The organism is Sorangium sp. So ce381 (assembly GCF_051473845.1).
Lineage (GTDB): Bacteria > Myxococcota_A > Polyangia > Polyangiales > Polyangiaceae > Sorangium > Sorangium atrum.
The window spans coordinates 9,085,788-9,110,478 of sequence record NZ_CP150336.1 but is presented as its reverse complement, the minus strand read 5'-3'; the positions used below and the strand labels follow the sequence as shown (position 1 = coordinate 9,110,478).

The window sequence follows — 24,691 nt, the reverse complement described above, 5'->3', positions numbered from 1 at the left end:
CGCAGGCGCGGCGGCCCCTGAGCGGGGCGCCGCGCCGGTCTCGTGCGCAGGCGCGCCCCGACCACGGCGCGCCTGCGCATGACGCGCGCGTCCGACGCCGCTACGTCCGCTGCGTCGACGCGGTCCGCGCGCGCCGCCGCGCCTCTGGCGCGCTCACCGGGGGCGCGCTCGTGAGGTCGTCGAGCGTCTCCAGCAGCTGATCCAGGTCGAACGGCTTGTTGATGATCCTCGTCGCGTCCGGGTGGTTCGGATCGATGCAGAAGCCGGGATCGCTCAGCGCGGTCACGAGCACGACGGGCGCCGCTCTCCCCTCGGCCGCGAGCGTCTCGATGAGGCGCGGCCCGTCCAGGAACGGCATCACGCAGTCGATGACGATGGCGTCGGGCGGCGCCTGGGAGCGCAGCCGCTCCAGGGCCTCGAGGGGGTCGGTGTACCCCTCGACCTCGTACCCTTCGGCCAGCAGCACCTCCGCCAGCGTCTCGACGATCGCGTCGTCGTCGTCGACGACGACGATGCGCCGCCGCTTTCCCCGCTCTGAGTCTCCTTGGTCGTCTCGCTCGTCGCTCACACTCACCTCGGTGGAGAACCCCGGTGTCACTTCTGGGACCGGCCGCTCTCGCCGTCTACCCTCGGAGACCACCTCTGTGCGAATTGTTTACAGGCTCTCCCGGTGCTCGCTCCAAGAGCCCCGGTCTCCGCCGCCTCTCCGGCTCTTCCGCGGAGATCCCCGCGTGGCCTCAGCTCCCCGGAGGAGCCTGCTCGGGCGCGGGCGAGAGGTCTGGAGAGCTCCCCATCTTCGTGCGCAGCTGGACGGGCCGCTGGCGCGCCCGGAGGCGCATGTTGATGAGCTCGACGCCGAGCGAGAAGGCCATCGCGAAGTAGATATACCCCTTGCTGATGTGCTGGCCCATGCCGTCGGCCACCAGCACCACGCCGATGAGGAGCAGGAAGCTCAGCGCGAGGATCTTCATGCTCGGGTGGCGCTGGATGAACGCGCCGATGCTCCCGGCGAAGACGAGCATCACGCCCACCGCGATGAACATGGCCACCATCATGATCGAGATGTGCTGCGCCATGCCGACGGCGGTGATGACCGAGTCGAGCGAAAAGACGATGTCGAGCAGCACGATCTGCGTGATGACGGAGACGAACGACCCCTTCGCCTTCGGCTGCTCCTCCTTGGGATCGTCGACCTCGAGTTTGTCGAACATCTCGTGGGTCGCCTTGCCAATCAAGAACACACCGCCGCCGAGCAGGATCAGATCACGCCCGCTGAAGTCCTGTCCGAGCAGGCTGAACAGGGTGGCCTTGAGTCCCATCACCCACGAGATCGCGAGCAGGAGGAGCAGCCGCATCCCGAGGGCGAGCAGGAGGCCGATGCGGCGGGCGAGCGGCTGTTGCTCCCGCGGCAGCTTCGCCGTCATGATGGAGAGGAAGACGATGTTGTCGATCCCAAGCACGATCTCCAGCGCGCTGAGGGTCGCCAGCGTGATCCAGCCGTCGGCGTGCAGAAAGGCGCTCAAGTCGGGCATCGGGGTGGCGCTTTGTAGCACGGACAGCCGTGACCGCCTGCCGCGTCCGGACCATCGCCCCGCTCTCCCGTGGATCCATCGCGATCTTGCTCCCGTGTTCAGGGCGCGGGGCGACCGCGATTACGACGGACGCGTGAACGCAAAGGTACGTGGTACGTGGTACGTGGCGCCGTCGACGACGGCGATGCACGTCGGCGCGCGGCACGGGCGGCGCTTGACGCGGGATGTTGACATCCGGTACAGAGGATATGGAAGTACGCGCAAGTGGATCTGCCTCCTTCCCGGCTTCCAGGTGAGCTCCTGCGGGGTGTTGGCGAGCTCGCCGAACGGCGTCGTGCTTCCTCGCCACGTCGGCGAAGCAGCATCGTTGCCTGTTCCTCCTCTGGAGCGCGTGGCATCACGGCAGAGGGGGCGACCGCGTGACCGTGATTCCGAAGGTCGGCTTCGGGCAGGACGCGCGCTGGACCGCCGGCGGCAGCGCCGATGGAGCGCCGCTGGATCGGGCGCTCCTCGGGGGCGATCCGGCGATCGGGGTGCCGGAGGCGTGCTGGCTGGACGGCGGCGCGGTCCGGCTGCGCATCGAGGGGCGGGATCCGAGCTACCCGGTCGTCCTGCTCGGCTCGATGGGCGCCTGGATCGAGCCCGACTATCGGACCTCGTTCCCTTTCGGCAGCGCCGTCCGGGCGCGCCTGTACGCCCGCGACGTCGAGATCGGTCCGCTCTCCGCCGTGCTGGTGCTCCAGTCGATGGGCCTGCGGGGGCCGCTCATCGGGCTGTCGTTCCAGGACGCGACCCCCTCGCGCGCGGCGGGGCAGATCCACGACGTGCTGCGCGCCCTCGTCGATGAGGGCGTGGCCAAGGCGGCCGCGGCGAGCCTGTTCAGGCCCTCGGCCACGGACGCGGGGCAAGTGCGCGAGATCATCGACGACCCCAGGAGGGTGCGCAACATCCTCGGCTTCCTGCTGCGGAGGAAGGGCGTCGTCCGCCGCTCCGCCGAGAGCGCGCCGCCCCTCTGCGTGATGCTCGGCGAGGTGGGGGCCGGGACGGTCACGTGGTTCGGCATCAAGGGCTGGAGCGAGGACGCCGCGGTCGAGATCGCCGGGCAGAACTCCGTCTTTCGCTTCAACGTCCGCGCCGACGAGGTGCGCCCGGGCGAGCTCGTCTCCGCGCTGCCGGCGCGCGTGGAGCGCCTCCGCAAGAGCCTGCAGCAGCGGGGCGTCGAGGCCGACCTCACCGCGCGCTTCCTGCACCCCCAGTGGCTCCACATCCCGCCGATCGAGGCCGAGGTGGTCGACGTGTCCTTCGCGGGCCTGCGGATGGCGCTGACGAGGGGGCACCCGCCGCTGCTCCCCAGGCTCAAGCTCTCGCTGGAGCTCCCCGACGGCGACGACGGGGTCGTCCACCTGCGGGGCGAGGTGCGGTCGGTGTCGGCCGTGGAGGGCTCGGACACCCAGCTCTGCAGCGTGCACGTGACCGCCGCGCGGCGCGAGGACGAGCGGCGCTGGCTCAGGCTCGTGTCCCGCATCCTGCACGCGACGACCTACGGGGGGACCGCGTGGCAGGCGGAGCTCTGGGATCTCTTCGACTCGTCCGGCTATTTCAACCTCTCCGGGCGGCGGCCAGAGCACTTCGAGGCCATCAAGCCGAGCTTCCTGACCATGGCGCAGAAGGCCGCGGCGGTGCCGCACCTCCTGTACAACGTGGCGTGTCTGTCCGAGCACGGGATCGAGGGCAATTTCTCGATCATGAAGCCATACCACAGCACGTGGATGATTCATCAGCTCGCGAAGCGGCCAAAGTCCGCGTCGAACCTGAGCTCACGGCAGGTGCTCCGCGACATGTTCACTCGCTGCTTCGAGCACGCGATGGCCGACCCGGAGTGCCGCTGGATCATCGCCTACGCGGAGGCGCACGTCGCGTGGAACGAGCGATCGCTGTTCGAGTTCGCCCGCGCGCGCCAGGAGACGGGCCACGTGCTGTCGCTGCCTTTCCGCCTGATGGGGGTGGACGCGCGCGCCGCGCCGCGCGCTCCGCACGTGGCCGGCGGGCAGATCGAGATCGGCGAGCCGACCCCCGGGGAGCAGGCGGCGCTGCTCGGCCTCGTGTGCGCGACGTCGCCGCGCATGTACGCCGAGGCGCTCGATCTCGTGCCAGGAAGGCTCGGGATGGGGCCCTGCGTCGAGCGCTGGCGCAGCGCGGGCCTGGAGCGGGAGCGCGCGCTCCTCGTGGCGCGCCAGCACGGCGAGCCGCTGGCCGTCGCGGTCCTCGAGCTCGGCGAGCTCGGCACGAACCTCTTCCGCCTCCTCGACTCGGTGCGCATCTTCCCGATGCACCCCGGCGGAGACGCCGCGCTCGGCCCGCTGCTCGACGCGGCGTGCGGCTGGTTCCGCGCCCATGACAGGAAGTCGTTCATCTACTTCGGTGAGCGCGGCAAGCTGACGTACGAGGGGCCAGCCGGCTTGCTCGACCTCGGCGAAGGACGGCTGTGGCTCGTCGCCAGGGAGCTCGTCCCGGAGTTCGTGGAGCACGTCTACCGGCTCACGGAGCCGAAGCTGCGATAACGGCCTGGATCGGCGGCGGCGGGACGCTATGGTCTCTTGGTCTCGTTTCTCCAGGTGAGGCGGCATGTACCAGCTCAAGATCGACCTCATCAACGCTCTCATCGAGGTCACGTTGCAGGGCGTCGTGCGCACGGAGGAGGCGCAAGCGTACGCCGCGGAGTACAAGAAGGCCCTTGGCTCGCTCTACGGCCGGAGGATTCGCGTCCTCGTGGACTTTCGAGGCTTTTCCATCGCCTCCGAGGAGGCGACGGAGCTCCTCCGCGACATCGCGGCGACCTCGACCGCGATGGGGGTGATCAGGGCCGCCGAGCTCGTGCAAAGCGATCTCGCGGCGCTGCAGGCGAGCCGGATCGCCCGTGAGGCGGGGACCGCGCAGCTCGTGCGGGTCTTCAAGGACGAGGGGGCCGCGCGCAGCTGGCTCCTCGGCGATCGCCCGACGCCGTGAGGGCCGGCGCCGCGCGGGCCGCCGCGGCTCCGCGCAGGCCGCCGCGGAGCGGCGCGGGCAGCCCGCGCTGCCGGGTCAGCGCACGACGAGCACGTCGTCGAGGGGGCGGCGGAGGGAGCGCGCCGATACGGGGCCCGCGAGCGACAGGCGGAAGAGCAGGACCTCCGCCGTCGCGTCGGTGACGTCGAACAGCCGGAGATAGCGCTCCCGGAGCCCGGTCGCGGCCTCCGCGGTCTCCGCGTCGAGCCCCTCGCCGCGGCCCCGGATCAGCCGCGCGAACAGGTAAGGCAGCGTCGTCATCGGGTAGACCGCGATGCCCAGCTGCGCCGCGGTGAGCCACGCGCGCTCGACCGCCCTGCCGCCCTGGAAATAGTCGGTGAGCCGGGCGCGCGGCAGGGTGATCAGCCCGACGGCCGTCGCGCAGCGGATCGCCTTCTGCGCCATCCTCTCCAGCCCCCGGCCGCCGCCCCAGCGCCGCACGAGCTCCAGGGCGCGGTAATCCCGGCAGATCTTGAACCCCGCGAGATCGGTCGGCGAGAGCTCGAGCGTGCCGACGAACAGCCCGTCCCGGCGCGCCTCGGCCTCCGCCTCGGTCCAGCGGACCTCCCTCATCATGTCGGCGTGGGTCTGCCTCGCGAGCATCCGGAGCCGATCCCCGGCGCCGATGAGGGCGCCGATCTCGTCGAGCTCCGCCGGCGCCTCGAGCAGCGCGAGGCGCGCCCCGGGGACGGACTCGACCGCGGCGCGGAGGGCGGCGCGGTGCTCGTCCGCGAGCGGCGCCCGCTGGCCGGGGCGCCGGTTCGTGTGCCGGATCCCGATGGCGTCCGCGAGGCCGTCCATCAGGTGCTCCTCGGCGCCGGGGGGCGGCGCGCCGAAGAACGCGAACGTCGCGGCCAGGTCCTCGTCGCCCTCGCGCGGGAACGGCGAGACGCGCACGCTGAGCCCCTCGCGGTGCGCGGCGAGGACGACGTTCTCGGCGGCCGCGCCGAGCGCGACCACGCCGCCTGCGCCCTGGAAGTCGGCGAGCGACTCGGAGCGCGCGCGGTCGTGGAACAGCCCGAGGCGACGGCCCTCGTGGACCCAGAGCCAGGGCTGGCAGTTGCCGCCCGAGGGCGCCGCGACGCCCGCCGCGACGAGCCGCCGCAGCCGCGCCGGGTCGAGCTCGACGGCGCCCGCCTCGGCGGCCGGGAGCGGGCCCGCCGCCGCGGCGAGGGCAGGGCCCGGCGCGCGCGGCGCGTCCGCGGCGGCAGGCTCCCCCTCGGGGCCGCCGATGAGCTGCTCCAGGTCGACATAGTACCGGCCCGACCGCACCGGCTCGCCGAGGGCGATCCTGCGCGCCGTGTCCGCGGCGGCCGCCCCGCCGTGGACGACCGCCGACCCGAGCTGAGGCCATGTGCTCACCGATTGCTGCACCTCGATGAGCGACGCGCGGAGCCGGAGCGAGATCGCGTCTTGCCCGATGATCTGCATGACATAAGGCACCTTGTCCTCGGTCGACAGGCCGCGGAGGCGCTCGGGCGTGAGATCGCCGACGAGCCCATGGAGGATCGGCCGATCGCCCTCCAGATCGAAGCGCTCGACGTCGATGAGCCCCCGGTCGCTCGTCTCCATCACGACCGGTATGCGGTGGGCGCGCGCGTTCGCGCGGAGCAGGAGCTTGATATCGAGGCTGTCGCACTCGTCCACGAGGACATCGAGCTTGCCCCCGTCGAGCAGGAAGCGATCGATATTGTCCGCCGTGACCCCCTCGGGGAAGCACTTCACGTCGAGGAACGGGTCGAGCTCGGCGATCTCGCGCGCCGTGGCGACGACCTTCGGCAGATCGAGGTTGTGCGCGCCGGTCCGGATCCGGTTCAGGTTCGAGAGATCGAGGTGGTCGAAGTCCGCGAGGCGCAGCTCGCCGGCGCCCCGCTCGAGCGCGATGGTCATCGCCACGGACTGCCCCACGGAGAGGCCGACGACGCCCACGCGCCGCCGGGCGAGCGCCGCCTGCTCCTCGCCGCTGATCTTGTGCTTGTTCCGGTCGGTCCGCAGCTCGACGAACTCCGCCTCATCGAGCAGGTGCACGAGGCGGTGCGACCACGGATAATAGACCCAGACTCCATAGGCCTCGATTGGGACGCCGTTCAGGCGCTCTCCCACGAGCCGCGCGATGTCCCGCTCACCGAGGCGCTCCCGGGGGTGGCGGGTCTTCACGAGATCGGCGAGCTGCCGGTCGATCGTGTCGAAGATCTCGATCCGGGCGTCGTCGTGGAGCAAGCGGCCGAGCTCCTCCGCGTCGTCCTCGCGCGCCGGGCGGAAGAAGCGGGGCCGCCACGCGCCGTTCGGGGCCTCTCGCGCCTCTCGGAGGGAGATGAGCTGCTGCCAGCGGGTCGTGTTCATCGCGGTGGTCCGGTCCCTGTCCTACCACCCCCGCGCCCCGCGCGTCGCCCCGATCTCCCCGGCGGCCCCCGGGTCAGCGCGGCGCGCGGGACGGCCGGCCCTCGATCTCGAGTCTCATCTTCGTGACCTTGTGTTGCACCAGGGCGGCCTCAGGCCCGGTGATCTCCAGATAGCGCAGCGCGGCCACGACGTCGTTGCCCCGGAACGCCTTGACCCGCGGGTTGAACCAGCTGAGCGCAGTCCCGATCTGCCTGACGAGGAGCGCGTCCGTGCAGATCGCCACGGTGAGCGCGGTCTTGCTGACGTAGTCGTTGATGGATGCCCGCTGCTTCGCGTTGGGTCCCCCCCCGGCGGTCACCACGAGAGTCTTCGTGCAGGTGGGCGGCAGGCTGCCCGCCGCCACCATATACGATTCCCATTCCTCGTCGCTCGGCGGTTCCCTGCCGTGGACGGCGATGAGCACGTGCTCCGTCGTGTCGAACAGCATGCTGGGTCTGGTCATCGTCTCACCGAGCGCGCACCGATCTTACGTCTGCGCACCGCCGAGCCGCCAGCGTGCACAGCCATCCCCTGGGATAGTCGTGCGCCTGGCCACCGGGCAAGGATCCGCGAGGTCCATGGGGTGCACCTAGGACGGTTCGATCGACGGGGCAACGACCACGAGAGACTTTCGATGCGGTGCTCCGGTCGAGGTGCCGCGCCGTGCTTCGGCGCGACTCTTCCCTGCCCGCGCGTGACGCCCTGGCCGCGCGCGACGCGCCGCGCGCGGCCAGGGAGGAGCCGCGCCGGGCCGGCTCGACGTGGGGCGTCGAGGCGGATGGAGTCGCTCGAGCGGCATGGTCCTCTCGTTCGCGTCGTTCGCGCCGCCCACCCAGGGCATACCCGAGTTATTTCCAAAGTATTTCATGACGTCCTGCTGGGCAGTTGCACGGTGGGCCGTCAGCTGCGCTGTGGTCTATACTACGGGATGTGCGCTGGGGATCTTCCGCAGGCGGGCGCGGTGCGCGCCGCGTCGCACCGAGGCTTGACGGATGGCCCCCACCGCATGTAGCGCTCGATCGGTGGGCTGTGATGCCCAGCAGCCAGGGGCGGCGCCCGGCCTGTCGGTCGGGGATGCCGAGTGACGACCTCGCCGGGGGGAAAGGTTTTTCACGATGCGTGTGCTGGAAAACTTCGTCGGCGGAGCCTGGTCTCGAGCTTCGGGGACGACGCGCCTCGAGGTGAAGAACCCGGCGACCGCGGAATCTCTTGCGGAGGTCCCCCTCTCGACGGCGGCCGACGTCGACGCGGCGGTGAAGGCCGCGCAGGCGGCGTTCCCCGCATGGAGCGCGACGCCGCCGGTGCAGCGGGCGCGCTACCTCTTCAAGCTGCGCGAGATCTTCGACGCCCACCGCGACGAGATCGCGGCGATCTGCACCTCCGAGCACGGCAAGACGCTGTCCGAGGCCCGGAACGATTTCGGTCGCGGCATCGAGAACGTCGAGCACGCCGCCGGCATCCCGGCCCTCCTGATGGGGCAGGGCCTCGAGGACGTCGCGTCCCGGATCGACTGCCACACGATCCGCCAGCCGCTCGGCGTCTTCGCGGCGATCACGCCGTTCAATTTCCCCCCGATGGTGCCGCTCTGGTTCTTGCCGTACGCGATCGCGACGGGGAACACGTTCGTGCTCAAGCCGTCGGAGCAGGTCCCGCTCTCGCAGCAGCGCATCTTCGAGCTGATCGAGCAGGCCGGGCTGCCGCCCGGGGTGGTGAACCTGGTCCACGGCGGCCGCGACGTCGTGAACGCCTTCTGCGCGCACAGGGACATCGCGGGCGTGTCGTTCGTCGGCTCGTCGGCGGTCGCGCGCCACGTGTACAAGAGCGCCGCGGAGGCGGGCAAGCGGGTCCAGGCGCTCGGCGGGGCGAAGAACTTCCTCGTCGTGATGCCGGACGCCGAGCGGCAGATGACGGTCGCCAACGTGGCCGAGTCCATCTACGGCTGCTCCGGCCAGCGATGCCTGGCCGGCAGCGTCGTCGTGTGCGTCGGCGACACCTATGAGGCCGTGCGCGACGGGCTCGTGCGCCACGCGAAGGGGATCGTGCTGGGCGACGGGTCGAAGCCGGGCGTGACCATGGGCCCGGTGATCTCGGCGGCGCACAGGGACCGGGTGCTCTCGTACATCAACCAGGGCGTGGCGGAGGGGGCGACGCTCCTCCTCGACGGCCGGGACGCCAGGGTCGAGGGGTATCCGGACGGCAACTGGGTGGGGCCCACGGTCTTCGACGACGTGCGGCCAGGGATGGTGATCGCGACCGAGGAGATCTTCGGGCCGGTCGCGTGCCTGATGCGCGCGAACGACCTCGACGAGGCGATCGCGATCGCGAACCGGAGCGAGTACGGCAATGCGGCGTCGATCTACACGTCGAGCGGCCGCGCGGCGCGCGAGTTCCAGCACCGCGTGGGCGCCGGGATGGTCGGCGTGAACATCGGCGTCGCGGCGCCCATGGCCTTCTTCCCCTTCGGCGGCCAGAAGGGCAGCTTCTTCGGCGATCTGAAGGCGCACGGCCCGACGGCCATCGACTTCTACACGGAGCGCAAGATCGTCATCACGAGGTGGTTCTGATGGCAAGGAATGTACTTGGCGGGCTGATCCAGTGCTCCACCCCGATCGGCGACGACGGCGCCTCCGTCATGGCCATCCGGGACGCGATGTTCGAGAAGCACCTGCCGTTCATCGACGAGGCGGGGAAGAGGGGTGTGCAGATCCTCTGTTTGCAGGAGGTCTTCAACACACCTTACTTCTGTCCTTCGCAGGACGCGAAATGGTGCGATGTGGCCGAGCCCGTCCCCGGCCCGACGGTCGAGCGGCTCGCGGCGTATGCCAAGAAGTACAAGATGGTGATGATCATCCCGATCTATGAGCGGGAGATGGCGGGCGTCTACTACAACACGGCCGCCGTGGTCGACGCCGACGGCACGTACCTCGGCAAGTACCGGAAGACGCACATCCCGCACACGAACGGGTTCTGGGAGAAGTTCTTCTTCAAGCCGGGGAACCTCGGGTATCCCACGTTCCAGACGCGGTATGCGCGGATCGGCGTCTACATCTGCTATGATCGCCACTTCCCGGAGGGGGCGCGGCTGCTCGGCCTGAACGGCGCCGAGATCGTGTGGAACCCCTCGGCGACGGTCGCCGGGCTCTCCCAGTACCTCTGGAAGCTCGAGCAGCCCGCGCACGCCGTGGCCAACGGCTACTTCATCGCCGCCTCGAACCGCGTCGGCACCGAGGCGCCGTGGAACATCGGCAAGTTCTACGGGACGAGCTACTTCTGCGACCCGAGGGGCAGCTTCCTCGCGACGGGGAGCGAGGACAAGGACGAGCTCGTCGTCGCCGAGATGAACCTCGACCTGATCGAGGAGGTGCGGAGGACGTGGCAGTTCTACCGCGATCGCCGGCCCGAGACGTACGGCGAGCTCACGGAACAGCTGCCCTGAGGGCCCGGGGCGGCGGGAGGACGGCGAGGTCAGTCAACGAGCGCGACGCGCGACGATCGATGCGAAGTCCACCGCGAAGACACCAGCAGCGCCGGGGCGCTGGTCGCGGCCGGCCCTCTCCCCCGGCGTTTCCCTCGCCATGGCGGCGCCGCCCCCCGGAGGGGACCCGCCGCCCGGCGCTCACCCGCGGAGGAGCAAGATGGGCATCCTGATCAAGAACGGCGAGATCATCACAGCGAGCGACCGGTTCATCGGCGACGTCTACTGCGAGGATGGGAAGATCGCCGCGGTCGGCGCGGGGCTGTCGAAGGAGCGCGCGGGGGACACCGTGATCGACGCCTCGGGGCAGCTCATCTTCCCCGGCGGGGTCGACGCCCACGTGCACATGGAGCTGCCGTTCATGGGGACCGAGAGCTCCGATGATTTCGAGACCGGCACCGCGGCGGGCGTCGCCGGGGGCACGACCTCGATCATCGATTTCGTGATCCCGGCCCGAGGGCAAGCGCTGCTGGACGGGCTCGCGATGTGGAACGAGAAGGCGAAGAAGGCGGTCTCCGATTACGCCTTCCACATGGCCGTCACCTGGTTCGGCGACGACACCCTCGACGAGATGGCCGTCTGCACGCGCGAGCACGGCATCCCGTCGTTCAAGACCTTCATGGCCTACCGCGGGGCCATCGGCGTCGACGATCCGGAGCTCATCCAGGTGATGGAGGCCGCCAAGGGCCTCGGCGCGCTCGTGACCGTCCACGCCGAGCACGGCGACGCGGTCGTCGCGCTCCAGAAGAAGCTCCTGAAGGAGGGCAAGACCCACCCGCGGTACCACGCGCAGAGCCGCCCCGCGCCGATCGAGGGCGAGGCGACGGGGCGCGCGATCATGCTCGCCCGGATGATCGGCGAGCCGATCTACATCGTCCACCTCACCTGCAAGGAGGCGCTCGCCGCGGTCGCCGAGGCGCGGAGCCGGGGCCAGGTGGTCATGGCCGAGACGTGCCCGCAGTACCTCCTGCTCGACGACTCGGTGTACGAGAAGCCCGGCTTCGAGGGGGCGGCCTACGTGATGAGCCCGCCGATCCGGCCGAAGGGCCACCAGGACGCGCTGTGGGCCGCGCTCTCGTCGGGGCTCATCCAGACCGTGGCCACCGACCACTGTCCCTTCAACCAGGTCGGCCAGAAGGACATGGGCAAGGACGATTTCTCGCGGATCCCGAACGGCGCCGCCGGCATCGAGAACCGCCTCGCCCTCCTCTGGACCTACGGGGTGCTCGAGGGGCGGATCGACGTCCACCGCTTCGTCGATCTCTTCTCGACGCAGCCGGCCAAGATCTTCGGGCTGTACCCGCGCAAAGGCTCGATCGTGCCGGGCGGCGACGCGGATCTCGTGGTCTTCGACCCGAAGGGGACGAGCACGATCTCCGCGAAGACCCATCATCACCGGTGCGACAGGAGCATCTTCGAGGGCTTCGAGGTGAAGGGGAAGCCGACGCACGTCATCGTGAACGGCCGGGTCCAGTGCGCGGACGGCAAGCTCGACGTGGAGCGGGGCGCCGGGCGCTACCTCCCGCGCCGGCTCGGCCCGACCCAGGGAGCCCAGGCCTTCTAGTCACCACTCACCGAGAGGAGCCGCGCGAGCACCAGCATGACCCGAGCCCCGATACGCCTCTCAGCCCTCCCGTCCGGTCGGATCGAAGAGCGATTCGAGGACAAGAGCCCGCGCTACACCGATGCCGAGGCGATCGCCGAGGCGAACCGGTGTCTCTATTGCGTCGACGCGCCCTGCGTCAAGGCGTGCCCGACGGCGATCGATATCCCGACGTTCATCCGGAAGATCGCGGCCGGCCAGGTGAAGGGCGCGGCCCGCACCATCCTCACGGCCAACCTGCTTGGCCAGTCGTGCGGGCAGGCCTGCCCCGTCGAGGTGCTCTGCGCGGGCGACTGCGTCTACAACGCGTGGGGGCGCGAGCCGATCGCGATCGGCCGCCTCCAGCGGTACGCGGTCGAGTCGGCCCTCGCGCGCGATCCGGGGATCTTCCGGGCGAAGCCGCCCACCGGCAAGAGCGTCGCGCTCGTGGGCGCGGGGCCCGCGTCGATCGCCGCGGCGGGCTACCTCGCCCTCGAGGGGCACCGCGCCGTGATCTTCGAGCGGAAGGCGATCCCGGGCGGCCTGAACACGCTCGGGATTGCGCCGTACAAGATGAAGGGGCACGAGGCGCTCCGCGAGCTCGAGTGGGTCCTGTCGCTCGGGGACGTCGAGCTCCGCGCCGGCGTCTCGGTCGTCGCGCAGGCGGCCGGGCCGGGCGAGGTCTCCGCGCGCGACCTGCTCGCGGAGCACGACGCGGTCTTCCTGGGGCTCGGCCTGGGCGCCGACGCGCGCCTCGCCCTCCGCGGGGAGGACGGCGACGGCGTGGTGGGCGCGACCGCGTTCATCGAGCGGCTCAAGGCCGATCCGGGCCTCGACCTCGCGGGCGTGCGGCGCGCGGTCGTGATCGGCGGCGGCAACACGGCGCTCGACGTCGCCCACGAGCTCGCGCTGCTCGGGGTCGACGTGGCCGTCGTGTACCGCCGCTCCGAGGCCGAGATGTCGGGCTACGCGCACGAGCTCGAGGGCGCGCGGGTCGCCGGCGCGCGCCTCGTCGAGAACCGGGTGCCGGTCGAGGTGGTGCGCGAGGGCGGCAAGGTCGTCGCGCTGCGGATCGCGCCCGCCGATGCGCCCGCCGACACCGGCGCGCGGGGCCCCGCGCCGGGGCCGGCCGAAGAGGAGCTCCTGCCCGCCGACCTCGTCGCGGTCGCGATCGGGCAGAGCCGGGCGACGCAGGTGGCGCTCGCGTTCGAGGGGGTGGTGCTCGACGCGAGGGGGCGCGTGGTGGTCGACCCGGCGACGCACCGCACGGGCAACCCGAGGGTCTACAGCGGCGGCGACTGCGTGAACGGCGGCAAGGAGGTCGTCAACGCGGTCGCCGAGGCGAAGATCGCCGCGCGCGCGATGCACGAAGCGATGATGACGATGACGACGCGGGCGGGCGGCGCGGCGCCCGGGCCCTCACCGCAAGGGAGCTGAGCGATGGCCGACCTCTCTATCGACTTCGCCGGGATCAAGAGCCCGAACCCGTTCTGGCTCGCCTCGGCGCCGCCGACCAACACAGGAGATCAGGTCCGGCGCGCCTTCGACGCCGGCTGGGGCGGCGCGGTCTGGAAGACGCTCGGGAACCCCATCGTCAACGTGTCGAGCCGGTTCGGCGGCATCGACTACGGCAACACGCGGCTCATGGGGCTCAACAACGTCGAGCTCATCACCGATCGCCCGCTCGACGTGAACCTCAAGGAGATGCGCGAGATCAAGCGGCGCTACCCGAACCACGCGCTCATCGCCTCGCTGATGGTCGAGACGAAGGACGAGTGGCGCGAGATCATCCGCAAGGCCGAGGACACGGGCGCGGACGGGCTCGAGCTCAACTTCGGCTGCCCGCACGGGATGTGCGAGCGCGGCATGGGCTCGGCCGTCGGCAACGAGCCGGCGGTCCTCCAGGAGATCGCGCGCTGGGCCGTCGAGTTCGCGACGACGCCGGTCATCGTGAAGCTCACGCCGAACGTCGGCGACATCCTGGAGCCGGGCGAGGCCGTGCTCCGCTCCGGGGCGCACGGCGTCTCGCTGATCAACACGGTCAAATCGCTCATGGGCGTCGATCTGGAGCGGATGGTCCCGCTCCCGCGGGTCGGCGGCGCGTCGACGAACGGCGGCTATTGCGGGCCCGCGGTCAAGCCGATCGCGCTCCACCTCCTGAGCCAGCTGGCGCGCCACCCCGGCGTCGGCCGGCTGCCCATCTCGGGCATCGGCGGCATCTCGAACTCCCGCGACGCCGCCGAGTTCATCGCGCTCGGCGCGACGAGCGTCCAGGTCTGCACGGCGGTGATGCACTACGGCTACCGCATCGTCGAGGAGATGATCGAGGGGCTCAGCGACTGGCTCGACGATCACGGGATGCGCTCGGTGAACGAGCTGCGCGGCAGGGCGATCCCGCAGGTCCAGGAGTGGGGCGAGCTCGACCTGTCGTACCGCGTGGTCGCGGACATCAGCGCCGACAAGTGCATCGGGTGCCAGCTCTGTTACGTCGCCTGCATGGACGGGGCGCACCAGTGCATCCACCTGCCGGGGAGGACGGAGGCGGAGGCGCGCGCGGCGGGCCACACCCATCTCCCGAAGGTCCTCCCGGATCGCGCGGTGACGGCGGATCCGAGCGGGGACGCGGCGCCGTCGCGGGTCCCGTTCGTCGACGAGGAGGAGTGCATCGGCTGCAATCTGTGCGCGCTGGTGTGCCCGGTGCCGGGGTGCATCACGATGCGGGAAGTGCCTTCAGGCAAGCCCCCCGAGACGTGGAACGACCGTGTCCAGAAGGGGACGGACTTCGTGCCCGGCGGGCTGGAGTCGACCGCCCGCGCGCGGAGCTCGTAGGCGCAGCCGCCGAAGATCACGTTGTCCGCGCCGTCGATAGCGACGGCGCGCGTGTGGGCCGGCTCATGCGCCGCGCCCCCGCGATGGACGAGGAGCGCAGCCGTCGCCGCGCGCTCTCCGCCGATCGAGGCGGGGTCCAGGGTGCCTTCGCGGCCCGCTCTGGCCCCTGGCCGGCCATCGGCCGTACGAGGAGGTGCTCTCTCCGCCGGCCGTGCGCGCCGGGCGGTCGTCCGCCGGGGCGCGAACGGGCGCGCGCGCGGCGGAGCGGGCTCGAAGCGCCCCGGTACAGCGCCGTGCGGCCGGCGTTTGCGAGCGATGCGCGGTCGCGTCCGATTTCGTGACACCCGCGGCGCGGTGACCGGAACAAACACACGGAGGGCAGGAGCCCTCGCTGGAGGAACATGGTCCCGAAAGACGCAGCGACGATCACCCCGCGGAATCGCGGTCTCACGCCGAACGCCTACGCGAAGCAAGGGCGGGCGGGCATGTCCGATCACGAGGAGCGGGCCGAGCTGCTCGCCGATCACCGCCCGGAGCTCGCGCGCCTGCTGCAGCGCCTTCCGGCCCGCAGCAGCGCCTCCTCGCCGCTGGCGGGTTATCTCCTCTCGTTGCGAGAACCGACGGGCTACCTCATCGCGATCGGCCTGCAGCAGCGCGACCCGGCGCTCGAACCCGAGCGCGTGCTCCGCTCCGCCCTGGCCGCCGGCGAGCGCGCGCCGATGCTGGTCGGCGTGATGGCGCGCTCGGCGATGGCCGAGATCATCGCGCCGCTCGCGCCGGTCACGCGCGCTGTCGCCGCGCGCCTGAAGCGACCGGCCCCCTCCGGCACGCTGCGGGTCGTCGTCGCAGCGGCCGGCGGGGCGGAGCTCTTCACCGTGAAGCTCTCGGACCTCACGTCCCTCTCGTCCGGCTCCGGCTGAGCGAGCTGCCCGCTCCGGCGCTCACTCGTTGGCGTAGACGCGCCGCTCGCTCGAGTCGAGCCCCAGGTACACCACCCGGCTGTCGAGGCTCGCGGCCGCGCGCTCGGCGCCCTCGGGCGCCGGCCGGCGGTCGGCGGCCTCGTCGCCTCTGCGCAGCGCCTCGTACTCCACGACGGAGGCGCGGTGGCACCCGTCGAGCGGGGCGTCGATCTCGAGGGCGGCCGCGACCGCCCCGGCCTCCGGCCCGATCCTGCCCGCGAAGAACTCGGCGCAGCAGCCCGATCCGTAGCTGAACAGCCCGACGCGCTGCCCCTCGAGCGCGCGGGCCTCCGCGTTGAGCAGGGACGCGAGCGCCAGGTAGAGCGAGCCCGTGTAGATGTTGCCGATGCGCGACGGCAGATCGAGCGACGGCTCCACCTCGACGGCGAAGCTCTCGTCGGCGGCCTGCTCGGTCAGGCCGTCCATCGCCAGCCGGTGGCGGTGCGCCTTGCGGGCCATCTTGCCGTAGGGGACGTGATAGCAGGTGCGCGCGAGGGGATCGCCGTCGCCCGCCACGCGGCGCCAGTCGCCGTAGGCCCCGGCGAGGGCGTCGAGGTAGCACTGCACCGAGTAGTGACCGTCGACGAGCGCCTCCTTGTGGTGGAGCGGCCGCCAGAAATCGTAGACGTCGCGCGCGTACGTGCCGGTCTGGCCGACCTCGATCTCGACGAGGCGCGGGCGCTCGCGCACGAGCAGCGCCACGGCGCCGGCGCCCTGGGTGGGCTCGCCCGCGGAGCCGAGCGCGTAGCGCGCCACGTCCGAGCACACGACGAGCGCGGCGCGGCCGCGGGCCGAGCCCGAGGCGATCCAGTCCACCGCGTTGAGGAGGCCCGCGGTGCCCCCGAAGCAGGCGTGCTTGGCCTCGAAGACCCGGCACGCGCTCGGCAGCCCGAGCAGGCCGTGGAGGAAGGAGGCCGCCGGCTTCGCGTGGTCCACGGCGGTCTCGGTGCCCACGACGCAGAGCCCGATGTCCGCAGGGCTCGCGCCCGACCGCTGGAACAGCCGGCGGGCCGCGTTGGCCCCGAGGGTGATCGGATCCTCGTCGGGCGCGGCGATCGCCATCCGGCGGGTCCCCAGGCCGGTCAGGTACTTGGATGGCGCGATCCCTCGCGCCTCGGCGAGCTCGGTGAGCTCGACGAAGCGGCGGGGGACGGCGAGGGCGATCGCATCGATGCCGATGCGAGGAAAGTCATGACGTAGGCTCATACCTGCATCCTAGGGGCGCATTGTGCAGAGACCATCCAGCCCACGCGGAGCGTCGGAGGAGCCGAGGCGCCCGACGCGCCGCGGCGCCGGGTTCCAGCTGGCGCCCGCGCTTCGCGGCCGGTGACCGGTGGCCGGCGCCGGTGACCGGCCGCCTGCCCGCGCCTCCATCCACCGCGCCTCGCCGTGCGCACCACGTGGAATGACAAAGGCCCTTCCATGACACATGTCATGGAACAGCCCCCGAGAAAAATCGCGGTCGGGTCAAAATCGTCACCACATCTCGTTGCAATTGTGCAATCTGTAATGGCGCGTTCATGCGCCCTAGCGGTCGAGGTTCATGTGAAGCTCTCCCGGTCTACCATGTTGGTTCCGCTTGTTGGGTTGGGTGTCCTGGTGATGACCGGCGCCACAGGGTGCTCCTGCAGCTCCGGGGCGGAGGGCGAGGCGAGCGCGACGGCTGGAGCGAGCGTCGGTGGAGGCGACGGCGTGGGTGGGGGCGGCGAGGGCGGCGCGGGCGGGGGCGTGGGCGGCGCGGGCGGCGAAGACGGGGGGATGATCGGCAACGGCTCCAGCGGCTCCAACACGGGTGGCAGCGGCCCCGTGACGCCCGACACCGCCTGTGTCGCCACGGTCGCCCACGCCACGCTCACGAAGCGGCCGGTCGACATCGTGTTCGTCATCGACAACTCGCCAAGCATGGCGAACGAGATCATCAGCGTACAGAACAACATCAATGAGAGCTTCGCCTCGATCATCGGCGAGAGCGGCATCGATTACCGCGTCATCATGATCTCCGCGCACGGCGCTGCGGAGGCAGACGACTCGATCTGCGTCGGCGCCCCGCTCAGCAGCGCGAGCTGCTCCCCGGTCCCCGAGGCGCCGGGGAACAACCCGCCCGTCTTCTACCATTACAGCCACGAGATCAGGAGCAACGACGCGCTCTGCGTGCTCCTCGGGAGCTACAACGGCGGCCTGCCCGACGAGTTCGGCGTCGCGCCGGCCGGGTGGTCGGAGTGGGTGCGCGAGGACTCGCTCAAGGTGATCACCGTGATCACCGACGACCACGTGGGCTGCCAGTCGACGCACCTGCCGCGCAACATCTATATTGACGACACGCGGCAGGACTGGGAGGACGTCGCCACGGACTTCGAAGAGATGCTGTTCGGCCTGGATCCGGCGGTCTTCGGCGACGTGACCGCGCCCAACTACGTCTTTCACAGCATCGTCGGGCTCCACGAGAACACGGTCGCCACGGACGCCTACGCGCCCGACGCGGACGTGGTCGAGGAGATGTGTGGCACCGCCGTGGCGCCGGGCACGGGCTACCAGACGCTCAGCAAGAGGACGGGCGGCCTCAGGTTCCCGCTCTGCCAGACGAGCTCTTATGACGTTGTGTTCCAGGCGATCGCGGAGGGCGTCATCACGGGCGCGGTGGTCGCGTGCGAGTTCGAGGTGCCGGACTCGCCGCCGGGGGAGGTCATCGATCTCTCGACCGTGGTCGTCCAGTACACGCCCGGCGACGGCAGCGATCCGCAATCGTTCAACCAGGTGGCGAGCGCGGCGGCGTGCACCCCGGGCTCCTTCTACATCGCGAACGACATGATCACGCTCTGTCCCGACGCGTGCCGGCTGGTCCAGGACGACGCCATGGCCGCTGTCGACGTCCTCTACGGCTGCGATCCCGAACCGGCGCAGTGAGCTCGTCGGCCGGGCGGCGGCGCCCGTGAGCGCGGCCGCCGCCTGGCGCGTATCCGGCGCGGGCGCTCAGAGACAGCAGCGGAAGCCGATGTCCGGAGACGGGGTGAGGCGATCCTGGTCCAGGAGCGCGTCGCACCTGGCCGCCTTGAGCGCGTCGCGCGCAATGTCATCCGCGTCCTGCTGCGAGGCCCGCGAGCCGCCGCGGACGAGGCAATTGCCCTGCGCGTCGCAGGAGTTCTCCCACTCCGCCACGTTGCCGCTCATGTGAAAGAGGCCCGTGATCCCGCCTTCGCAGGGCGAGATCGGCGGGATGGGGTTGGGGGGCACGGGCTTCTTGGCGAGCTCGCCGGTCGGGTCTTCCACCTTGCAGGTCGCCTCACTGTAGAGATCGCTGTACGGGTATTCGTTCACGCCCTGGCCGGAGCACGCGTTGAACCACTCGCTCCGCGTCGGGGTCGCGAAGTCGGCAGGCGAGTTCGCGCCTCCGCCGATCCTGCCGCAGAGGTGTTTGCCCATGTAGGAGCAGTACGCGTAGGCATCGCACCAGTCGACGTAGGTGACGGGCACTCGCCCCTCCGTGAAGGGCCACCCGCTCGAGGGACGGTAGATGTTCCCTGCGCACTCCGCCGGCATGCCGGCGAGCACCGGGTTCGCCATGAGGAAGACATCGTACTCCTGCTTCGTCACCTCGTATTGATCGATGCAGTAGCTCCCGCCGCCGCTCACGGGCGAGATCACCATCCACGCCGGGCACGCGCAGACGTGGTTCGTGGTGTTGCAGATCGACGTCGCGCAATCGGTGTTGGCGTTGCAACGCTGCCCCGCAGGGCACCGGGTGTTGCACCCGTCCGTCCCGCCGCAGTCGATGTCGGTCTCCTTGCCGTTCTTCACGCCGTCGCTGCAGGTCGCGTCCTGGCAGACCTGCTCGTGGCAGACGAGCTCGATACAGTCGGTCGATTTGGAGCACGCGTCGCCAGGCGGGCAGCCGGGGCAGATCCCGCCGCAATCGACGTCGGTCTCCTGGCCGTTCTTCACGGCGTCGCTGCAGGTCGGCTCCAGACACTGGCCGTTCACGCAGCTCATCGACTCGCAATCCGAGCCCGCTGCGCAGCCCTTGCTGGTCTTGCACGGGGGGCACGCCGGGTTGCCGCCGCGCGGCGCGGCGCCGCCGCCGCAGTCGGTGTCCGTCTCGTCGCCGTCCTTCACGCCGTTGTCGCACTGCGCCGCCACGCACGCGCGCTCAGCGCCGCCGCTGCCCCCGCTCTCCTCGCACCGCCCCGAGAAGCAGTCCGCGGCCTCCGCGCACGCCTGATCGACACGGCACGGCGTCGCGCAGGCGCCGCCGCAGTCGATGTCCGTCTCGTTGCTGTCCTTCGCGCCGTTGGAACAGCTCGGCATGTCGCTGCCGCCCTGCCCGCCGGCGCCGCCCTGCCCGCCGGTGCCGCCGCCCTGCCCGCCGGCGCCGCCCTGCCCGCCGGCGCCGCCCTGCCCGCCGGTGCCGCTGCCCTGTCCGCCGCTGGTCGTGACGCCGCTCGAGGGCAGGTCCCCCGTCGTGGGAGGCCGGTATCTGTCTTCGCTGCTGCACGAGACAGACACGGCGAGGGCCACGAGGGGAATCAGAGCGACGGACGATCTGCGCATGGAGCTGCCTTCCTGTGTTCGAACACGAGGTCAGAGGTAGAGGATCAGCTTACTTGCGACGTCGCCTGTCCCGGGCGACAAAAAGATGCTCCCGCCAGACGGCCGGAATCACCGCCATACGGGCGCCCCTGGGCGCCGTGATGGCCTCTCGCTCTGGCCCCAGCGCGGCTGGCGCTTCAGGGCGGCTGTCCGTCGAGCCAGCCCTGCGCGAGCGCCAGGATCCGCGCGTTGTCGGGGACATCGCGCAAGAAGCGCTCGCGCCACACAGGATCGCCGATCCTCCCGGCCCGCACGAGCAGCCCGTTGCGGGCCAGGGCGATGGCGCCCTTGGCCTCGGCCATCTGGCCCGTCGCCGCCAGCGCCTCGGCGTGGACAAGGCGCACCAGCGGGCCCTCCTCGTCACGGCGGCCCGACTCGAGCAGGGACAGGGCCTCCGTCGTGGCGGCGAGCGCCTCGCCGGCGCGCCCGAGATCGAGCAGCGCGCGCGCGCGCGCCGCGATGGCCGCGGGGAGCCGCTCCGGCACCCCCCGCGCGAGCGACTCGGCCGCGTGCGCCTCCGCCTCGGCGAGCGCGGGCTCGCCCGCGAGGAGCAGGACGCGCGCGAGCTGGAGCCGGCTCTCGCACTCCCGCCGCCGGTCGCCGCGGCGCTCCAGCGCCTCGATCGAGCTCCGCAGGGCCGCCCTCGCCGCGTCGACCTCGCCCGCGTGGGCCAGCGCGAGCCCGAGGTTCTGCAGCGCGTTCGGGACCCGGTCGTCGAGCGCCATCCGCTCCGCCTCCTCGAGCCCGGCGCGCAGCACCCCCGCCGCCGCCTCGAAGTACCCGAACTGAACGTAGCAGAGGCCCATGTTGAGCCGCGCCCGGCACGCCTCGCGGCGATCGCCGATGTCCTCGAACGCGGCGAGCGCCGCGCTCATGCTCGCGATGCAGGCGCTCGGATCGCCGTTGTGCTGCCGGAGGAGGCCGTGCAGGTAGAGGAGCTTCGCCTCGATCATGAGATCCGCGGCCGACGCGTCCTCCGTCGCCCGCTCGACCGCGTCGATCAGCGCGTCGACGCACGCGTAGCGGCCGCCGAGCAGGAGCACGATCGCCCCCTCGAGCAGGCAGGCGTTCCTCGCGATGCGCGCGCCGTCGAGCGGCTCCGTGCCGAGGACGACCATCATCCAGCGCTCGACGCGCTCGTAGTGGCCCTGCTTGTGCCCCGCCCCCGCGAGCTGCGTGAACGCCGAGAACCACGCCACGGAGCCCGGCACGAGGTGCCGCGTCGCCTCGATCCCGCGCTGCTCCGCGAGGGCCGGCTCGCCGCGCCAGAGCAGCGCCTCGGCCTCGACGAGGCGGAGCGCGCCCACAGCGGCCGGATCCGGCCTGCAGGCGATGCCGCGCTCGGCGCAGGCGATCGCCTCGGCGAGGTCGTTGCCGCGCAGGGCGTTGTCGGCCGCGCGCAGGTACCACTCGGCGGCCTTCTCGGGCTCCTCGCCGCGCTCGAAGTGCTCGGCGAGGGCCCTCGGATCGCCCTCGCCGGCCGCCTCGAGGAAGCTGCCCGCGAGCGCGTGGCCGATGCGGAGGTCGCGCGCCGTCAGCATGCCGTAGGCGGCCTCGCGGACGAGCGCGTGGCGGAAGCAGTACTCCGCGTCGTCCCGCGGCCGCTCGCCGCGCCGCACGATCACCTCGCGCCGGAGCAGCTCCGCGAGGACCTGCGCGATGTCGGCGCTCCCGAGGAGCGCCGCGACCGCGCTCGACCGGAACGTCTCGCCGAAGATGCTCGCCGCCCTGAGGAGCCGCCGCGCCTCGGCGTCGAGCGTCTCCAGCCGCGCCTGCACCATGGCCACCACCGTCTCCGGCTGGCCCTCGCTCTTGCCCTCGGCGGCAGCGCGGATCTGCTCCTCGAGGAAGAACGCGTTGCCGTCCGCGCGCTCGACGAGCCGCCCCACGAGGTCGTGCCGGGCGTGCGCGCCCAGCGCCTCGCGCACGAGCCGCTCGCTCGCGCGGCGCGGGAGCGGCGTGAGGTGGAGCTCGTGGGCCAGCCGGCCCTCCCAGAGCTTCGGGAAGAGCCGGCGCACGTCGGGCCGCCCCAGCGCCAGCACGAGCAGCGGCATGTCCTTGAGCTGGCGCAGCGCCTCGTCGACCATCGTGACGGTGGGGAGGTCGCCCCACTGGAGGTCCTCGAGCACGAGGAGCACGGGCCCCGCGCGGCACGCCGCCCGGAGGAAGTCCTCCCAGGCGAGGCGGAGCTGGTCGCCCATCAGCACGGCGTCGCGCCGCGCGAGCCGGAGCTGCATGTCGTGCTCGTCGGGGAAGGGCGCGCCGACGAGCTCGCCGAGGAAGGCCGCGACGCGGGGCGCGTCGATGCCCCCGTGCTGCTCCACGCGGCTCCGGATCTTGCGCTGCCGCGCCTCCAGGGGCTCGCCGTCCGCGACGCCGAGCGCGTCCCGGAGCGCGCTCGCGAGCAGGCCGAAGGCGGCGCCGGCGCCCATGGGGTCGCCCTGGCCGATCCAGACATCGATCCTGTCTCCCCGCTCGCGGAGCTTGCGGATGAGCTCCTTGCGCAGGCGCGACTTGCCCATCCCGGCCTCGGCCGTCACGAGCACCGCGCCCGCGGCGCCCTCGTCGATGCAGCGATCGACCTCGGCCACGAGCATGGCGAGCTCGCGCTCGCGGCCAACGTAGGTGGTCGGCTTGCCGAGCAGCTGCGCGGTCCGCTCGTCGCGTGCCCCGTGCAGGACGCGGCCCGCGGCGTCCTCGGTGACGTCGAACCGCATGCCGATGAGGCCCGCGGTCACCTCGTCGATGCGGACGCCCGCGGGGAGCGAGCCGTCGTCGTGGGCCGCGAGCATCTGGAAGGCGCGGTCGATGAGCTCGCCGACGGGCACGCGCGCCGAGAGCTCCGCCCGGCCGGTGGCGAGCGCGACGGGCGCGCCGCCGAGCAGCTCCTGCAGCGCGAGCGCGCACCGGGCGGCCCGCGCCGCGAGGTCGGTCGGCGCGCCCGCGCCGGACAGCACGATGAGCGGCGAGCGGCCCTCGAGGAGCTCGAGCTCGCCGCGGTACTGCTCGGCCACGTCATGCAGCTGCCAGAGCTCCGCCTGGCGCGGCTCCGACGCGTCGCGTGCGCCGTCCCGGTGCGGCTCCGCCGCGCTGCTCGCGTTGCCCCAGCGCGGCTCCGGCGCGCTGCTTGAGTTGCCCCAGCGCGGCTCCGGCGCGCTGCTCGTGTTGATAGCGCGCTCGCGGGTGACCACGAGGCAGGTCACGCGCCGCTCGCCGGTCGTGAGCTCCACCGCGCGCGGCGGGAAGGAGCGGGGCCCTCCGACGCTGCTCTCGGGCGCGCCGATCGTGGCGAGCTCGGCCGCCACGGCGCCGCCGTCGGCCGGCCGGTCCAGCGGGGATTTCGCCAGCATGCGGGCGACGAGGTCGTCGAGCGCGGCGGGGGTGCCGGGCCGGAGGTCGCGCGCGCGGGGCGGCTCCTCGAGGAGGACCTTCATCAGCACGGCGAGCCCGGCGTTGCCCTGGAAGGCGGCGCGGCCCGTGAGGCAGCGGTAGAGGATGCAGCCGAGGGCGAACACGTCGGCGCGGGTGTCGACGCTGAGCTCGCCGCGCGCCTGCTCGGGGGCCATGTACCCGGGCGTGCCCAGGACGAGGCCGGCGGCCGTGAGCGGCTCGTCGGCGACGGCGCGGGCGAGGCCGAAGTCGATGAGGTGCACGCGCTCGAGCGAGCCGCCTTCGAGCAGCAGGTTGCTCGGCTTCAGGTCGCGGTGGACGAGGCCGAGCCTGTGGACGGCGCCGAGCGTCCTCGCGACGTGGAGGCCGAGATCGAGGGTCTCCTCGAGGGTGAGGCCCTGGCGGGTGAGCCGGTCGGAGAGCGTCTCGCCGTCGAGCCACTGCATGGCGAGGAACGGCTGTCCCCACGTGGTGGCGCCGTGCGCGACGTAGCGCACGACGCCGGGCACCCGGGCCGTTGCCAGCATGTGGGCCTCGCGCGCGAAGCGGACGAGGTGCTGCGCGCTCTCGGTGGTCAGGAGCTTGATCGCGACCGCCTCGCCTGTCTCCTGATCGCGGGCCCGGTAGATGGCCCCCATCCCGCCCGAGGCCGCGAGGTGCTCGATGCAGAACCGGCCGTCGATGATGTCACCTGCCTGCATCGCTCACCGAGGACCCGGACGAGGAGCCTCGCCGGCGCGCAGCCTGCCAGCGGGGTGAGCGCTGCGTCCAGTGCTCATTGGAGCGGGTGCGCCGCGGCCAAGCGGGCGTACGTCTTAAGGAAAAACCCGGTCGGGGAGACCGGTGGCGGCCGTGCGTCGGACAGCGCGCGGCGCGGTCCCGGGGCCCCGTTCGGGGCTTGGGGCCTGTTCGG

Annotated in this window: 16 protein-coding genes; 9 read left to right on the top strand and 7 right to left on the bottom strand. The window is 71.9% G+C overall.

Annotated elements, in window-relative coordinates:
* Nucleotides 1-100: 100 nt before the first annotated feature.
* Both WMF29_RS34075 and WMF29_RS34070 read right to left on the bottom strand, forming a co-directional pair.
* On the bottom strand, nucleotides 101-568 hold the full coding sequence (locus tag WMF29_RS34075) for a response regulator (protein WP_437324280.1): 468 nt from the start codon (nucleotides 566-568) through the stop codon (nucleotides 101-103).
* A gap of 169 nt (nucleotides 569-737) precedes the next feature.
* A complete protein-coding gene (locus tag WMF29_RS34070; RefSeq protein ID WP_437324279.1) occupies nucleotides 738-1,532 on the bottom strand; it encodes a TerC family protein in 795 nt (264 codons plus the stop codon).
* A 419-nt stretch (nucleotides 1,533-1,951) separates the two neighbouring features.
* Between WMF29_RS34070 and WMF29_RS34065 the strand changes: the two genes are divergently transcribed.
* Both WMF29_RS34065 and WMF29_RS34060 read left to right on the top strand, forming a co-directional pair.
* Entirely contained in the window at nucleotides 1,952-4,093 is a 2,142-nt protein-coding gene (locus tag WMF29_RS34065; protein ID WP_437324278.1) for a hypothetical protein, read from the top strand.
* Between the two features lie 64 nt (nucleotides 4,094-4,157).
* Nucleotides 4,158-4,538: an STAS/SEC14 domain-containing protein gene (locus WMF29_RS34060; RefSeq protein WP_272095325.1), complete on the top strand. Its 381-nt coding sequence runs from the start codon at nucleotides 4,158-4,160 to the stop codon at nucleotides 4,536-4,538.
* A gap of 75 nt (nucleotides 4,539-4,613) precedes the next feature.
* Here the strand turns inward: WMF29_RS34060 and WMF29_RS34055 are convergent, their stop codons facing one another.
* Both WMF29_RS34055 and WMF29_RS34050 read right to left on the bottom strand, forming a co-directional pair.
* Nucleotides 4,614-6,920, bottom strand: coding sequence for an Rv1355c family protein (locus WMF29_RS34055; RefSeq protein ID WP_437324277.1), 2,307 nt, complete (start codon nucleotides 6,918-6,920; stop codon nucleotides 4,614-4,616).
* A gap of 73 nt (nucleotides 6,921-6,993) precedes the next feature.
* Nucleotides 6,994-7,422, bottom strand: a complete 429-nt coding sequence (locus WMF29_RS34050; RefSeq protein ID WP_437324276.1) for a hypothetical protein — start codon at nucleotides 7,420-7,422, stop codon at nucleotides 6,994-6,996.
* Nucleotides 7,423-8,074: 652 nt separating this feature from the next.
* On the opposite strand from WMF29_RS34050, the gene WMF29_RS34045 reads away from it, so the two are divergent.
* The 6 genes from WMF29_RS34045 to WMF29_RS34020 all read left to right on the top strand — a co-directional run bounded on the left by WMF29_RS34045 (nucleotide 8,075) and on the right by WMF29_RS34020 (nucleotide 15,765).
* Entirely contained in the window at nucleotides 8,075-9,523 is a 1,449-nt protein-coding gene (locus WMF29_RS34045) for a CoA-acylating methylmalonate-semialdehyde dehydrogenase (RefSeq protein WP_437324275.1), read from the top strand.
* Entirely contained in the window at nucleotides 9,523-10,395 is an 873-nt protein-coding gene (locus tag WMF29_RS34040) for a nitrilase-related carbon-nitrogen hydrolase (protein ID WP_437324274.1), read from the top strand. The genes WMF29_RS34045 and WMF29_RS34040 overlap by 1 nt, the downstream gene beginning before the upstream one ends.
* Before the next feature lie 199 nt (nucleotides 10,396-10,594).
* A complete protein-coding gene (gene hydA, locus WMF29_RS34035; RefSeq protein ID WP_437324273.1) occupies nucleotides 10,595-11,998 on the top strand; it encodes a dihydropyrimidinase in 1,404 nt (467 codons plus the stop codon).
* 36 nt (nucleotides 11,999-12,034) lie between these two features.
* Nucleotides 12,035-13,453, top strand: coding sequence for an FAD-dependent oxidoreductase (locus WMF29_RS34030; RefSeq protein WP_437324272.1), 1,419 nt, complete (start codon nucleotides 12,035-12,037; stop codon nucleotides 13,451-13,453).
* Nucleotides 13,454-13,456: 3 nt separating this feature from the next.
* Nucleotides 13,457-14,845: an NAD-dependent dihydropyrimidine dehydrogenase subunit PreA gene (preA, locus tag WMF29_RS34025; RefSeq protein ID WP_437324271.1), complete on the top strand. Its 1,389-nt coding sequence runs from the start codon at nucleotides 13,457-13,459 to the stop codon at nucleotides 14,843-14,845.
* A gap of 401 nt (nucleotides 14,846-15,246) precedes the next feature.
* Nucleotides 15,247-15,765 (top strand): hypothetical protein, encoded by a 519-nt coding sequence (locus WMF29_RS34020; RefSeq protein WP_437324270.1) that lies wholly within the window; start codon nucleotides 15,247-15,249, stop codon nucleotides 15,763-15,765.
* A 21-nt stretch (nucleotides 15,766-15,786) separates the two neighbouring features.
* Here WMF29_RS34020 and WMF29_RS34015 read toward each other — a convergent pair whose 3' ends face one another.
* Complete coding sequence (locus WMF29_RS34015) at nucleotides 15,787-17,010, bottom strand: hydroxymethylglutaryl-CoA synthase family protein (protein ID WP_437324269.1); 1,224 nt, start codon at nucleotides 17,008-17,010, stop codon at nucleotides 15,787-15,789.
* Between the two features lie 360 nt (nucleotides 17,011-17,370).
* Between WMF29_RS34015 and WMF29_RS34010 the strand changes: the two genes are divergently transcribed.
* Nucleotides 17,371-18,708: a hypothetical protein gene (locus WMF29_RS34010; RefSeq protein ID WP_437324268.1), complete on the top strand. Its 1,338-nt coding sequence runs from the start codon at nucleotides 17,371-17,373 to the stop codon at nucleotides 18,706-18,708.
* 66 nt (nucleotides 18,709-18,774) lie between these two features.
* Here WMF29_RS34010 and WMF29_RS34005 read toward each other — a convergent pair whose 3' ends face one another.
* Both WMF29_RS34005 and WMF29_RS34000 read right to left on the bottom strand, forming a co-directional pair.
* Nucleotides 18,775-20,349: an SUMF1/EgtB/PvdO family nonheme iron enzyme gene (locus WMF29_RS34005; protein ID WP_437324267.1), complete on the bottom strand. Its 1,575-nt coding sequence runs from the start codon at nucleotides 20,347-20,349 to the stop codon at nucleotides 18,775-18,777.
* Nucleotides 20,350-20,525: 176 nt separating this feature from the next.
* Nucleotides 20,526-24,479: a serine/threonine-protein kinase gene (locus WMF29_RS34000; protein WP_437324266.1), complete on the bottom strand. Its 3,954-nt coding sequence runs from the start codon at nucleotides 24,477-24,479 to the stop codon at nucleotides 20,526-20,528.
* Nucleotides 24,480-24,691 lie beyond the last annotated feature (212 nt).

Coding starts and splice junctions, on each gene's coding strand:
- WMF29_RS34020 (WP_437324270.1), top strand. CDS start 15,247: ATGGTCCCGAAAGACGCAGCGACGATCACCCCGCGGAATCGCGGTCTC.
- hydA (WP_437324273.1), top strand. CDS start 10,595: ATGGGCATCCTGATCAAGAACGGCGAGATCATCACAGCGAGCGACCGG.
- WMF29_RS34005 (WP_437324267.1), bottom strand. CDS start 20,349: ATGCGCAGATCGTCCGTCGCTCTGATTCCCCTCGTGGCCCTCGCCGTG.
- WMF29_RS34045 (WP_437324275.1), top strand. CDS start 8,075: ATGCGTGTGCTGGAAAACTTCGTCGGCGGAGCCTGGTCTCGAGCTTCG.
- WMF29_RS34060 (WP_272095325.1), top strand. CDS start 4,158: ATGTACCAGCTCAAGATCGACCTCATCAACGCTCTCATCGAGGTCACG.
- WMF29_RS34000 (WP_437324266.1), bottom strand. CDS start 24,479: ATGCAGGCAGGTGACATCATCGACGGCCGGTTCTGCATCGAGCACCTC.
- WMF29_RS34055 (WP_437324277.1), bottom strand. CDS start 6,920: ATGAACACGACCCGCTGGCAGCAGCTCATCTCCCTCCGAGAGGCGCGA.
- WMF29_RS34010 (WP_437324268.1), top strand. CDS start 17,371: ATGTTGGTTCCGCTTGTTGGGTTGGGTGTCCTGGTGATGACCGGCGCC.
- WMF29_RS34070 (WP_437324279.1), bottom strand. CDS start 1,532: ATGCCCGACTTGAGCGCCTTTCTGCACGCCGACGGCTGGATCACGCTG.
- WMF29_RS34040 (WP_437324274.1), top strand. CDS start 9,523: ATGGCAAGGAATGTACTTGGCGGGCTGATCCAGTGCTCCACCCCGATC.
- WMF29_RS34050 (WP_437324276.1), bottom strand. CDS start 7,422: ATGACCAGACCCAGCATGCTGTTCGACACGACGGAGCACGTGCTCATC.
- WMF29_RS34015 (WP_437324269.1), bottom strand. CDS start 17,010: ATGAGCCTACGTCATGACTTTCCTCGCATCGGCATCGATGCGATCGCC.
- WMF29_RS34030 (WP_437324272.1), top strand. CDS start 12,035: ATGACCCGAGCCCCGATACGCCTCTCAGCCCTCCCGTCCGGTCGGATC.
- preA (WP_437324271.1), top strand. CDS start 13,457: ATGGCCGACCTCTCTATCGACTTCGCCGGGATCAAGAGCCCGAACCCG.